The 13,126-nt window shown below is 33.9% G+C and carries 16 protein-coding genes; 1 reads left to right on the forward strand and 15 read right to left on the reverse strand.

What is annotated here, in order from left to right; all coding sequences use genetic code 11:
• Nucleotides 1-33: 33 nt before the first annotated feature.
• The 14 genes from F3D3_RS12100 to F3D3_RS12165 form a co-directional block, all read right to left on the reverse strand.
• Nucleotides 34-627 carry an SAF domain-containing protein gene (locus tag F3D3_RS12100; RefSeq protein ID WP_069874255.1) on the reverse strand — a complete coding sequence of 198 codons (594 nt, stop codon included), beginning with the start codon at nt 625-627 and terminating at the stop codon, nt 34-36.
• A gap of 86 nt (nt 628-713) precedes the next feature.
• Nucleotides 714-1,163, reverse strand: a complete 450-nt coding sequence (locus F3D3_RS12105; protein ID WP_069874262.1) for a hypothetical protein — start codon at nt 1,161-1,163, stop codon at nt 714-716.
• A complete protein-coding gene (locus tag F3D3_RS12110; protein WP_069874264.1) occupies nt 1,114-1,500 on the reverse strand; it encodes a hypothetical protein in 387 nt (128 codons plus the stop codon). Before F3D3_RS12110 ends, F3D3_RS12105 begins: the two co-directional genes overlap by 50 nt.
• 1 nt (nt 1,501) lies before the next feature.
• A complete protein-coding gene (locus tag F3D3_RS12115; RefSeq protein WP_069874266.1) occupies nt 1,502-1,765 on the reverse strand; it encodes a hypothetical protein in 264 nt (87 codons plus the stop codon).
• 78 nt (nt 1,766-1,843) lie between these two features.
• Nucleotides 1,844-2,542: a hypothetical protein gene (locus tag F3D3_RS12120; protein WP_069874268.1), complete on the reverse strand. Its 699-nt coding sequence runs from the start codon at nt 2,540-2,542 to the stop codon at nt 1,844-1,846.
• 13 nt (nt 2,543-2,555) lie between these two features.
• Nucleotides 2,556-3,173, reverse strand: a complete 618-nt coding sequence (locus F3D3_RS12125; protein ID WP_175438364.1) for a hypothetical protein — start codon at nt 3,171-3,173, stop codon at nt 2,556-2,558.
• Nucleotides 3,174-3,442: 269 nt separating this feature from the next.
• Nucleotides 3,443-4,624, reverse strand: coding sequence for an ATPase, T2SS/T4P/T4SS family (locus tag F3D3_RS12130; protein ID WP_069874271.1), 1,182 nt, complete (start codon nt 4,622-4,624; stop codon nt 3,443-3,445).
• Nucleotides 4,621-5,781 carry a hypothetical protein gene (locus F3D3_RS12135; RefSeq protein WP_069874272.1) on the reverse strand — a complete coding sequence of 387 codons (1,161 nt, stop codon included), beginning with the start codon at nt 5,779-5,781 and terminating at the stop codon, nt 4,621-4,623. Before F3D3_RS12135 ends, F3D3_RS12130 begins: the two co-directional genes overlap by 4 nt.
• Nucleotides 5,782-5,967: 186 nt before the next feature.
• Complete coding sequence (locus F3D3_RS12140; protein WP_069874273.1) at nt 5,968-6,903, reverse strand: carbohydrate kinase; 936 nt, start codon at nt 6,901-6,903, stop codon at nt 5,968-5,970.
• Between the two features lie 2 nt (nt 6,904-6,905).
• Nucleotides 6,906-7,595 (reverse strand): D-lyxose/D-mannose family sugar isomerase, encoded by a 690-nt coding sequence (locus tag F3D3_RS12145; protein ID WP_069874274.1) that lies wholly within the window; start codon nt 7,593-7,595, stop codon nt 6,906-6,908.
• 34 nt (nt 7,596-7,629) lie between these two features.
• Nucleotides 7,630-8,169 (reverse strand): hypothetical protein, encoded by a 540-nt coding sequence (locus tag F3D3_RS12150; RefSeq protein ID WP_069874275.1) that lies wholly within the window; start codon nt 8,167-8,169, stop codon nt 7,630-7,632.
• 98 nt (nt 8,170-8,267) lie between these two features.
• A complete protein-coding gene (locus F3D3_RS12155) occupies nt 8,268-9,950 on the reverse strand; it encodes an IS1634 family transposase (protein WP_069870609.1) in 1,683 nt (560 codons plus the stop codon).
• Nucleotides 9,951-10,218: 268 nt separating this feature from the next.
• Nucleotides 10,219-10,626: a hypothetical protein gene (locus tag F3D3_RS12160; RefSeq protein WP_069874277.1), complete on the reverse strand. Its 408-nt coding sequence runs from the start codon at nt 10,624-10,626 to the stop codon at nt 10,219-10,221.
• A gap of 75 nt (nt 10,627-10,701) precedes the next feature.
• Complete coding sequence (locus F3D3_RS12165; RefSeq protein ID WP_069874279.1) at nt 10,702-11,199, reverse strand: hypothetical protein; 498 nt, start codon at nt 11,197-11,199, stop codon at nt 10,702-10,704.
• A gap of 677 nt (nt 11,200-11,876) precedes the next feature.
• On the opposite strand from F3D3_RS12165, the gene F3D3_RS12170 reads away from it, so the two are divergent.
• On the forward strand, nt 11,877-12,251 hold the full coding sequence (locus F3D3_RS12170; protein WP_069874280.1) for a hypothetical protein: 375 nt from the start codon (nt 11,877-11,879) through the stop codon (nt 12,249-12,251).
• Between the two features lie 21 nt (nt 12,252-12,272).
• On the opposite strand, the gene F3D3_RS12175 is transcribed toward F3D3_RS12170, so the two are convergent.
• Entirely contained in the window at nt 12,273-12,800 is a 528-nt protein-coding gene (locus F3D3_RS12175; RefSeq protein WP_069874282.1) for a hypothetical protein, read from the reverse strand.
• Nucleotides 12,801-13,126: the final 326 nt, after the last annotated feature.

Raw genomic sequence — 13,126 nt, forward strand, 5'->3', positions numbered from 1 at the left:
TATATCAAATTTTCTTTTTGATGAATATAATGCCTATTGTGTTTCTTTTCTAACCACTTCGAAATGACCGGATCTTCTAAAGCGAATAACCTCTTTAATAATCTTTTGATCCGCCTCTATCAACAGATATACAGGGAGACCTGTGTCCTCTAAATTATCATCATAAACCGCTTTGATTACAATATTTCCCATATCAGTTACTTCATCCGCTTCACTGACTTGATAAAGAGAAACCTGATCGCCTTTTTTGAGTCTAAAACAAAGCGCTTCCTCTGGTAAAATCTTTAATGTCGTCATGGCGTGATTTGCTTCTGAAACCGTTTGATCGTCTACACGATCTGTTAAAATCTGTTTTGACAAAATACTGTATTTACTGAAATCCGTGGTAATATACATCCCCACCACATCTTCTATCTTAGTATAGTAATCTGTGGAATACCAAAGTCTATTGATCTTCCCCATCTCAAGATCAGATGATTTTATAATAGTGCCCGCTGCCACTGATTTGCTCAATATGACCACATCATTGAATGACTGAAGGGTTTGATTTTTTATGATGTGTATTTGATAAAACGTCATTATAATACTCAACGCCACTACACATACCATTATGATTATTTTTTTCATGAAAGGCCTTCTTTATTTTTGAATTAATAATGCTGTATTCAGGGTTATATCTTACTCATTTCCTCAAGTAAAATGCTCTGTTCTCTCTATTGATCACTTGGCATCCAATATTTTAAAAAAACGGACATATTTTTTTGAAGATCTAAACTTTTAAACTCATGTTTATAGGTAAAGGTGATCACCAACCACTGTTCTTCAACAAATTCAACCGCAACTTCCTCTGGTTGCGCATTACACTTAAGTGCAGAAAGATTTTTTGAAAGCACGGTTTTAAATTCACTTAGATCTGGAACTGCAACCACTTTGCTCAGAGGTTGAGAGGCGACGGATTCATATAGTAAGTTCACGGTATTCTCTGTAGCGGTTTTGACTTGCTCTTTTTCTATATTCAGAAATTGAAACTCTAAAAGACCAATGGAAATCGGTAAAATGAGCAAGACCAATACGGAAATCATGAAAAGCAATAAACCAATTCCTGCAAGTCCTTCAGTTTGATGCTTTATTGGATACAATCTCTTGTGTAAATTTATAGACATAGGTTTTCGTCTCTCTTTCAAATAAAGCTTTAAAAACGGATCGACTATTTTCAGCCACAACACTAAAATGAATCCAATCGCCTTTCTTAATGTGACTCGGCACTGAACACTCTATCTGCGTTACAGTCACATGCCTCTTCTTTAGTGCTTCAATGAAAGAATTTTTTTGATCCTCATCTAACCCATTTTGAGCTTCTATTAGGAGTGCATAACTTCTACAAATCCCATTAAATTCAAAATCCAAGTAAAGTGGCACCATATAATCCATAATCACCACGAAGAAAAATAAGGTCAAAATCAATAAGAGCGAAAATACGATTACCTGCTCAATTCCCATGTTACTTCGTTGGGAAAAGTGTGCCGTTTATCGTTCCGGTCCACCAAGTTGTCATAGAAGTCATCACTGTTGTGGCAAAGGTCTTCAAGCTCGGGATTAATACAAAAGCAGCAATAATGAGGCCAATGGCAACCCCAATAATTGAATTCATGCCGAATTCACCTCTTATATCTTTGACCCAGCGTTCTTTTTGTGCTTCTTTTTGTCTCCAGATTTTTTGGTTAATAAAAACTTGTGCTCTAACGATGTTATAAGTTATTTTCATCTTGTCTATCCCCTTCTTTTTCAAATTCAAATTTTTAGTATTTAAGTTGACACTGTAACTGTAATTCTAATTCTAATTCTAATTAAAAATCATTTGAGTTGATTTTAGCATTTGATCCATTATGGGCATCATCAACATGACAGATACCAAAACAGTAAATACGATCACAGAATAGAGATACATCCGCTTGATCTTTTTTGTATTTTCTCTGATGTTTGACAGATACTTTTGAAAAAGCAGATGATTTAGTCTCGAAAAGGTTTCCTGCTCACCCCCTGCTGCTGCCAAATTTTCTGTAATATTGATAAAAAGCTTCCCTTCTTGATCTTTAAGTTCTGATTTCAAGTAAGAAAGGCCCATTTGGATATCATGACTCTGAGAAATAATCACTGAAAATTGAAGTAATTTCGCCTTGAATTTAGGATAATCTACAATCCTATAGAGCGATTTGAAGATTTCTTCTGATCGCGCGCCTGTTTCAAGTTGAATTTGAAGATATTTATAAATCTTATAGAAACTTTGAGTCGTCATATACTGATCTCTTTGCTTTTGTGTCGATTTAAAAACCAAGGTGGTCACCGTGGTACATAATAAGATATAAAACATTTTGGGTATTAATAAAAGACTTACAAAAACAAGCACCACCAGAAGCATTTTCATATGCACTTTATTTAAAGATTTGGAATGATGGATTGCCGCAACTTGTCTGTTTTCATATAGAAAATTAGAAAAGAGTATTGCCGCCAATATGTTTATAGTGCCAATAATTAAGACCATTCAAACCTCCTTGTTAATACTTCACCTGTGTTGCTTTAATCACGATCAATATGCCAAGAACATACGCAATACTCATAAGCCCAAGTAAGGTTCTTCCCATGGCAGTCGTTAAGTAATATGCCATAATATAATCATTGCTGTTAACGATCTTATATGCCGTCAATAAAACGATGAGCATACTTATAAGCGTCAGCATTCGATCCTGTTTAAGTTCAATCTTACGTTTGTTTATCTCCACTTGTATGGCTGTATATTCCTGTTCAAGACCTGAGATGAGTTTGATCAAATTGCCACGTCTAAAATAAACTTGTTCAAGATTCAAAACAATATATTTTAAGTAATCATGTCCCGAAAATCTATAGAAGTACTGGAAGGCAAGTCTCTCGTCTAATCCCGATTGAATTGATCCGTTAAAAGTGATTAGCAAATTTTTTAGATAACGGTTCTGAGTCATTTTTTCTGCATATTTGAGCGCCTTAATGAGGTCTTCTGTCTGATAGAGCGCAGCGTTTATGCTCTGTAAAAACCCTAAAATATCGCCATCTATTTCATGTTCCACCTTACTGAGTGAAAACTCCAAAATAAAATAGGGTGCCGCCATGTTGAGCGCCATTAAAATGCCTTTAAACAAAATGGGGCATCGTATCCAATATAAAATAAACGTGCTCACTATGACATATAGCAAAGACCCTTCAAAATAAAAGGATTGAAATCTTTTCGGTAAGCTATTTACACACATGTTTAGATGCAATTTGAACTCTGAGGTCTTCATTTTATAGGAATGGAAAGTATCTCCCTGTAAAAGTTCAACGCGCCATTTTTGATGCCTATAAATTCCAAAGATTAAAATACCAATCCAGATGAAGTTTAGTGTGAGAAAACTCACAATCACACGGATCATCATAATGCAATCTCTTTGAGGCGTTTAAACTGATAAACTATTTTAAGAATAGGCACATTACCCGTTACAGATAATTCTGCAATTTCCACCACTTTAAAATCGGCCACATAGATGATATATTGAACACTCTCGTGAATCAACAACCTAAGCGTATCTTCACTAAGCCGCGTTTCACTTTCGATTAAAGTGAGCATTCTAAGAATCGTATCTTTTGAATTATTTGCATGTATTGTTCCCAGAATTCTGTGATCTGTATTACCCGCCTTTATAAATTCCCATGCTTCAATACCCGTTAATTCACCGATGCAATAACTGTCGAGACTCATCGTCAAGCCATCCCTTATGAGATCGTTGAGTGTGATCTTTTTTCCACCGAGATGCATTTTTTTTATACTCTGTGAGATACAATTTTTGCGTTTAGGCATCAACTCCACATCAGATTCACAAATTAAAATGCGTTCATGTGGATGCGAGGCTTCAATAATGCCTCTAAGAAGTGTTGTTTTACCTGCACCTCCCTTTCCAGATATCAAAATACTCGCTTTAGAGTAAATCAATTTATCAATAAGTGCTCTCGATTCATGATTTAACATATTTAAAGTCTGAAGTTCTTCCAGCGTAAGGCTTTCCTTTGAATGTTTCCTTATGGTAAGTGAGGTTCCAGAAGTATTCCTAGGACTAATGCAAACATTGATCCTCAAGTGATTTTTAACATCACTCACCCTACAGTGATTGTCTATTTCATTAATAACACCTCCATTTCTAATGATGAGCAACTTACAATACCTTTCAAAAGCGCGATCGGTTTCAAATTTGAACCCAATCTCCTCTATAGTGCCCTTCCGTTTGATTGTAAAATAGTCATAAGTTGAAGCATCTATATCCGAAATTTCTGGATTGTCTATATATTGTTGAAGATCACCATAACCATATATGGTATTGAATATCGTTTTTTTAATGGCTTCTAAATTAAAATGGCCTTTTTGTTCATCTACGAGCTTTCCAATTTCTTTCTTTAAGATGTTGTCATCCACTTTATGGTCTTCAACATCCGCGATCAAACTGGAAAATCGAATAACGATTTCATCCAAGAGTTTATTGACTAAAAGGTCAGATTGTACGATGTTCTGTTCGTCTAATTTTTCATGTGTTTTACAATTTAAACTGGTAATCACACTCATTTGATTAGCTCCTTAATCACTTTCTTAATAGTGTTTTTTTGCTTAAGATTTACGGTGCCTTTGTATTGTTCTTTGAAGATCGTCTTCATTACAGACTCTGAATAAGTCCGTGGTTTTAACGATGTTTTAAGCTTGTATATGCAATGTTTACTGGGTTCAATAAATTGCTTTGTCTTGAGGATCTCAAGCATTTGCTTTGTCCAAAGGACAGAATTCTTAGTATCTTCAAGACAGATGATGTTGATGTCACTTTTATTGAGACACATCAGCGTCATATAATCATAAAGATTATCACCTAAACTTATGATGAGACACCCATACAAATTTGCCAGAGTATCCACAAGTGTATTGAGGGCACTCGTATCATAATGTTCATAATTTAATATATTGTAATTTCCCAGTAAAACATCATAATGATGATGCCTTTTGACAATATGCTTGAGATCATGCTTAATTCTTGTATGCTTTCTTAGAGAGTCTAAAACAATATTAACGCCTGTATTGTCAACACCCGTAAGATGACTCTCCACATTTGTCTCAATTTTATTTATTTTTAAATAGTCATCCAGTGTGGGTCTTAAAAGATTCCCATCCATTAATAGTAAAGACTTTACTTTAAATGATTCCGCAAGCGCTATAGCAAACTGAGGACAGTTGTAAACTGCAATGATGCCTTTATAATTTTTGTAGGGCTTGGACTTGAATTTAAAAACAGATTTAAATTTGCTAGGGGATACACCCTGCTTTATCGTTTCATTGTCCTCATATAATGCATCAAAATGCTCTATCAGCTTTTGAAGATATGCCCTATCTTTTAAAGATTCAAGTTTCAGCTGTTGTAAATACTTTTGCTGAATACTATGTAAAAATAGCCCTTGTCTTTCCTTTAAGAGTTGGCTGATCTCATAAATATTTTCAAAAACCTTATACGATTCAAGATGAACTCTGACGCCCACATAAAAATAGCAATTGTCTATATTTAACTTAAGTTGTGCATCACGACTCAGTTGAGAAATAATAATCACTATATTTGCCATAGATTGAACCACGATCTGTGATTCATGTTCTGTGACACTGGCTTGAGGATACATCTGAATAATTTCTTGGCTTATCTTGAGTTTGGATGATGTGGTATAAATCCATAAAGGTTCTGTCATATATGGCCTCCTACATTGTGGTATTATTATACATCCTCTTACATTATTTGTAAACATAATAATGTAAAAAACTCCCAAGTTTTTTTAAAATCTACTTGGGAGTCTCTCTAAATGAAACGTTTTTTTTGAATTGGAAGTGCCTTTTTTCATTTTTAATGATTGTTCGGTATATTTCACCGCTTCGTTTTACTCGAGTTTTTCCATTAACATTTCTTTTGTAGGAATGGATGGAATCCCCCCAAACCCTTCTATGCAAATTGCCGCCGCTGTATTAGAAACTTTCAAAATAGCTTTTAGTTTCTCAGAATCTATTTCTTCAATCGCACAACCCAGTTCTAAAATTTGATGAACAGTTGCACCAAAAAAAGTATCCCCAGCACCTGTTGTGTCCACAACATTAACTTTTATCCCCTCTACATAACCAGAACCCTTTTCATATGAATAAAATGAACCTTTTGCTCCTAGCGTAACAAAAATCATTTTTACACCCATGTCATGTAGTTTTTTACAGCCTAATGTAATATCTCGGATTCCAGAAATGAGCTCAAGTTCTTCATCAGAAACTTTGACGATGTCTGCATAGGTCATGCCTTTTTTCATATACTCAATTGCAGATGCATTGTCATCCCACAGTGCGGGTCTATAATTGGGGTCATAAGTAATGATCTTGTTTTTTTGCTTAGCATAATCAAGCATTTCCAAAACCGTAGACCGGCTGGGTTCATCGGTAAACGAGAGCGAACCAAAATGAAATGCCTTTGTTAGATCAATTTTTGCAAAGTCGACATCTGCTCTGTAGAGCATTACATCTGCACACCCTTTTCTGTAAAAACTAAAACTTCTGTCTCCCTCTGTTGTTAAATGTACAAATGCAAGTGTTGTCCCAAATCGACTATCTTGAATTAAGCCCTCTACATCGATCCCTTGATTCACTAAAACATCTTTTAATGTGTTTCCAAAAGCATCTGTACCCACTTTCCCAATAAAAGCCGTTTTAGAGCCCAAATTTTGAGCCATGGTCAAAAAATTACAAGGTGCGCCTCCTGGATTTGCTTTAAAATGTTGATCAGGTGCCGGTGTAAAATCAATGAGCAACTCTCCTACCGCTATAATATCGTACATCTCTACCTCCCCAAAACATTTTTGTATTCATTGCATAAAGGATGTAAAATCGCTTCATCTTCCACCACTGTTGAGAAACGACTTACATCTTCAGCATTATAATTATCTGTCATATCATCATTAATTGAGGAAACCTCTCCGCAAACCAAATCTCCTGCACCTTGTTTTGCCCAAAATAGATGATACACAAACGGCCTTAAAGTAATACTATGGCCTGGCAATAGGTGTAGTTCCTCACCCGCTGCTACAGTATAATTTATACCATCCATATCTACATTTACATCAGAAACTTTGTCCACTGAGCCATCTTCTTTGGATGAATAGAGTCTAATTGCTAAAATTCCCCCAGCTCTATTAATGATATCCTCTGTCTTGCTGGCATGATAATGAATGGGCAATCTCTGTCCATCCTTCAAGAGGATCAATTTTTCAGCGTACGGCGTACCTACACTTGCGTCCGTTAATGACCCATTTCTAAGTGTAAATAAAACCGCTCCCAATTCATCAAATTTATCTTTTCCATAATCCGTGATATCCCATCCGAGCATCACTTTTTTGATCGTAGCAATATCGTATTTTCCTGAAAGCCACTCTTCCAACGTCCAATAGCCAAAAGGTGGCAATTTAATTTGATGTATTTCTAGTAACGCTTTGGCCCATGTAAGTGCTTGATTGACTTCTGATCTTTTCATAGTAATCTCCTCATATTATCATTTTTTTCACACTTTAATGCCTATTAATTTCTAATGTATATTTGCCCAGATCTATTAAATTTTCATCTAAATCCCTCGGTTCAGATACGTAAAAACTTGGCGGTTTATCACTCTCACTTAAGCACGTTTCAACGTGTGCAAAATAGGGATTCATTGTGAAAAAACTGAAGAACAGGTGATTCTTGGCACAAATGATTGATATAAAATCCTGTTCAGATAATGTTCCAGATTGAATTTTATCGTTTAAAATATCTTTGGAATGCAAACACATGGTCAATACTAAGGGTGCTGTATCTTCAAAATCAATAAGCATAAAATCTTCACGATCGCTGTGAAACAAAAAGTTGACAGGCTCAGCTTTATTAATCGTAACACAGATGAGTTTATGCGGTCCCCATTTTGCATCCGTTTGGTATACGGTATCAAATTTGGATTCACCTAACTGCACAGACAGTGGATCATGCCCCGGGCATATTCGATTGATGATGCCTCTGTTCTCAAGATTTAACAGGATTTCTTCTGTTACAGGTATCGGCTCTAAAACAAGTTTCATAAAACCTCCTATCATTTACTTAGTAACTAAATGTAACTACCTACATTCCGCTGAATAGGTTACAAAAATCCAACATTTAAATCCAACTATTTTTAACCTCAACTAGAACCTTTGATAAAGGTCTCAAGTGGTATATCTAAATAGTTTAATATTTTTATAAGAGATTCGTCTAAATTATTGGCATAACTACGCTCCCACGGTTTGTTTGGGTGTTTTATAACACGCACACGAACGGAATAGAACATGTCGTATATTGCTCTTTGAGTAGGTTTTTTCATTTTTACCTGACCTGGTCCAACAACTTGATCTTGATCTGCACACAAGCCTCTGCGGACAACATACTCAGCTGTGGATAGCAACAACATGCAAATGAGCATCAAATATGAAAATGCTTCAATGCGTTCTGGTGATTCCAAATAGATTGAATTTACAAACTGTGGTGATTTCAACTGTTTGAACTTCTTTTCAACACTGTCTTGAGTTTTGTATTCTTTTAGAATTTCTTCACCATTGATTACAAGATCATTTGAACAGAGTACAAAACAACATTCTCTCTGTATTTCATAATGAATGAATGCTTCATCTTGAGAGCTATTTAGTTTTAAAAAGTACTCATAGCCAACAAGGTCAGCTTTTGGATCCAATGAAGGTCGACCACGTCTACGTTTGAGTTTGGATTCTATTGTAAAATCTATCTTATGGTATTTGAAATTTTTGAGATCTTTCAATTTGAGTTTTTCAATCTCCAAATTTGAATCTTCTTCACAGGCGAATGCTCGTTTTGAAAGCACTTTTGATAGTTTATCTAAGGCATCTAATTCTTTACTTACTTTTTTCCGAATGGTTTTTTCTTTTTGTGTTTTATATTTTGTGCTGTAATAGGTTGCAATTTTTAATGCGTGTCCTTTATAATCACAGGTTTTTTCAAGGACTTTATAATCATAGGATTGACCCTTGTAATCTTTAATTGTAATCGTATCAAGGCCATCAAGATGTGTTACAACCTCATCAATTGCATCTTTGGCAAGGAGCACGTTATCTGGCATGCGTGTAATTAACTTAATTGAACGGTCAGCTGCCATATCTAAATTTTTTTCAGAAAACAGGGCACTATCAGCTATATAGTAAAAATCAGACTTTTCAACTTGAAGATTTTCAAGAACATCATTCAAACGTTCAAGTGTATCTGTGTTGTATGTTTTGTCGTCTTTGTTACCTGAAAGAACAATTGCATCAACGACAATTCCATTGGCACAGCCTATACCGTATTTGATTTGTTTTTTATCCTGGCGTTTGTCTTTACTATGACCAAAATCAATTTGAATACTGCCCAAGATACCTTCGGCTGTTTCATATGAACCCCACATGACTTTCGAAGTTGTATCAAAGTTAATGTTTTTGATCTGTACACCATAGGTTATCAGTGCATTTGCCGATGCTTTAGCAAATATTTTTTGACATCCTGCTTTGTAGAATAGATCTAAAAATCCACCAAATCTATCATCATTTATTTGATCAAGGGCGACCGACTGATGAAATATGCCTTCAAGATCTTTATATTTGTAGTATTCATTAAGACGATATAGTGGATGATGATCGTCACACATATTTACCATCATCATCATTGCCAGCACCCCATACGATATTTCGGGCGGACGACCAGCAGGACTTTCAAGAGCACTGTCGATAAGTCTAGGAATACCAATAGCTTCACAGAGTGCTACAATAAAACCTTCTTTTCCGCAACTATATGTTTCAACTATATTTGGATCTACTAACATACGATAACCTCCATTTTAAAGTCTTCTTATGTTAGTATTCGCTATAAATTCATAAAATCCTTTTTGGAATTTTATGGATTTTTTAATCATTTACTTTCATTTTAGTTCAGCGGAATGTAGGTGATTTATTCCTAAAACCGAGTTTATCAGGTCAATCTAATTAAAAAAGGAAATGACTGTATAAACATCATTTCCTTTTTTGTAAATAGTTGGTTAAAAATAAAAATGTTACTTTCTATACTTAGTGCAATAAATTAGAACTTATTATTTATTGATTAAAAATATTATTAAATTCTTCATATTTTTCAAATAGTTCTTTTGTTCTTTCAAATAGTTCATCTTGCTTGTTAAAATTATTATTTTGAACTCTCTCAAGATTTAATGAATTAACATTATAAGAAAGATCTATAAATTCATTTGTAAAATTTTGAGCTGCGGTGGTTTTAAAACCTTTTTTGACTCTTTTCAATTTTTCAACGAGCTTATCAATTTCAGATCTATTATTAAGGAGCTCGTTTTCATTATCCGTTAAAAGAGTAGTCTTCATAAACATATCGCTTATATAAGGTGCGCTTTCTTTGTAATAGTTTAGTTCAGTTTGTGAGTTTAAAGAAATTATAATATAACATATAGATATAAAGAATATAATCAATGCAAATATATATCTTTTTTTCATATAATTACCTCCAAATGAATTATAATGTACATTATATAACATTTCCAGCATAAAAAAAAGGCTTTAAGCCTTTTTTTATGCTGGAAAGTTTGGATCGCCATGAAAAACAGGGAGTTGAGCTATCTTATCGATAGTATATTGACAGTTATCTTTATTAACGGCTACAATGACAAAATCGCCGATTAGAAATGGATCGATTATTAGTGGAGTTGAGGCGATCGATTTTAAGATACTGATAACTTTATCTGGAGTATTATCTGAAGAGGATAAAGTATTAAAAATTTGTAGACCAAGAGAAGACTTGCTCAAACCGTTAACTTTTGCCAATTGTTCGATAATATTACTTTGAACCATTCGGTCATAAGCAACAGCACCGTTATCAACATAGTACATGAAATTTTTCAAATTGTCATACCATGTTCTCTCGAGATTAGTTACTGGACCGGATGCGTTTAAAGTTGGCGCTGTAATTGTTTTAACTCCATCAGAAATAACAATTCTATAGTTAGCATACCCCATATTAATTTTTTGATAAGAAAATTTCACAAAATGATTTGAATAGTAATTAGACATGATTGACACTCCTTTTTATATTTAGTTGTTTTATTCACTATAGCGATGTAAAAGTTGGCCATGGATATACCGCTTATCTCTAACAGCGGGTATAATAAACATCCTTCTATAATGATTTAAATAAATTAGCTAATTCTCTAATTAATAACGATAAAGAGAAAAAAGAGTACACGGGGTTATACTCGGTTTAGATAATAAGTAATGTTGATTTTTTAAAATTGAAATCGCTTAAAATTAGTAATAATGCAATCTCATTTTTAAGCAAGGCGAGAATGTAACGGATATAAAAACTTTATGGAGGTCAATCTAGTTGGCGTTTTCGTTTGCGATCATCAAATTAAAAAGGTTTATTAGGATATTGCGATCGCAAATTCGAAATATGGATATTTTATATATAATATGGTATTATGTAGATAGTTTCTTTATATAAAAAGGGAAAATATTTTCTAAAGATTACCGATTATGCAAGAAAGATATTTTTAAAGATTTCAAACTGGATTGTCATAACGCTTGATCAAGAGAGCGTGTATATGATGATGAGATACCCCTAGGCAACGTAGCACACCTTATTGAATCTGTGGTATAACTTACTAAAGAAAGTATCCTTCACTTTGGTTGCTGTGATGAAAATGGAAAGTTTTTTAGAAGAACACCAAACATTAGGAAGGATCATATAAATGAGAAAACAATTTTTAAACGTTTTTATAACTTTTAGTATTGCTTTTTTAGCACATTTAATTATTAATTATTCTTTTTACAAATGGCTCCTCCCAGATTCTATTTTTTGGATTCTTTTTTTAGGAGTGCCTATAATTATATTTATCAATAAACTAATGATTTTTAAAACTCAAAGCTACATAGGAACAATTTTTGCGTTGATTATAGGTGCACGTATAGCTAATTTAATCATGATTAACTTTATAATAGCACCCGATGCAATCATTCAAATAGATGAAGAAGCTGTAACAATGTTTATTATAGTTCTTTTTCACATCTTAATATACTCCATGTTTCACATTTTTTTCTATCACTGCACAAAAATCACTCAGTAAACTGAGTGATTTTTGTATTAATTAAAATATTGCATATACAAATTGAAGTGTTGCTGGAACCGTATCACATAACACATAAAGGATTCCAGCTGGTCCATCTAAGCGTCTAAGACGATCATTAACTCCTGAGTCTGCCCAATAGAAATGATCCTGTTTAACAACGGCATTTAAAACATCATAAATATTTCCTGATACCAAACCAATCTGACCTGGTACTTGTCTGAGTGATTTAAATATGTCATATATGGTATCTGGAATTGCATGGTATAAAAGTTCAAAAGCTAAACCTTTAACTGATACCGGAAAACTTTCTCTATACAACATAGAGTAGAAATTTTTAAGCTCAGCTGCAGCAATTCTCGCATTCGTTAAAGAAGAACATGTAGATCTTGCATTTCCTTTTGAAAAATCTAATGCGATAGCTTTACCTTTTTTGAAAGCAAATGTTACATTTTTTAAAGTGCTGAAGTCTGCACCTTCATAAACATCATATCCCCAACTTCTGTATTCATCTGGCGTTCTTCTTCCTGCATCCAATTCTAGACTCATAATATTCTCCTTTTGTTTTTAGTTTTTATAGTTTCTTGCGAAACTCTGTAAGCATTGAAAATACTTGCTTTTATTTATAGAAATAGCATATTACCCTCCATTTTGGGTATAAATAAGGTGTGTTCCTGTTGATAACTCATACTCAAAAGAAAGGAAGGTAATAATGCTAATTTCTGCTTCTAATCAGGTTTCCCTGTTTGATCTTGATGCTGAGTTTGATGAACTCACTTCATACAAATCAGATCAACTTTTTTCTCTTTTTAACCAGTTTATTGACACAGATGATGTTATTCCAAAATCTTTCTACAGTGTTTACTACTCTAATG

This window comes from Fusibacter sp. 3D3 (assembly GCF_001748365.1).
Classification (GTDB): Bacteria; Bacillota; Clostridia; order Peptostreptococcales; family Acidaminobacteraceae; genus Fusibacter_A.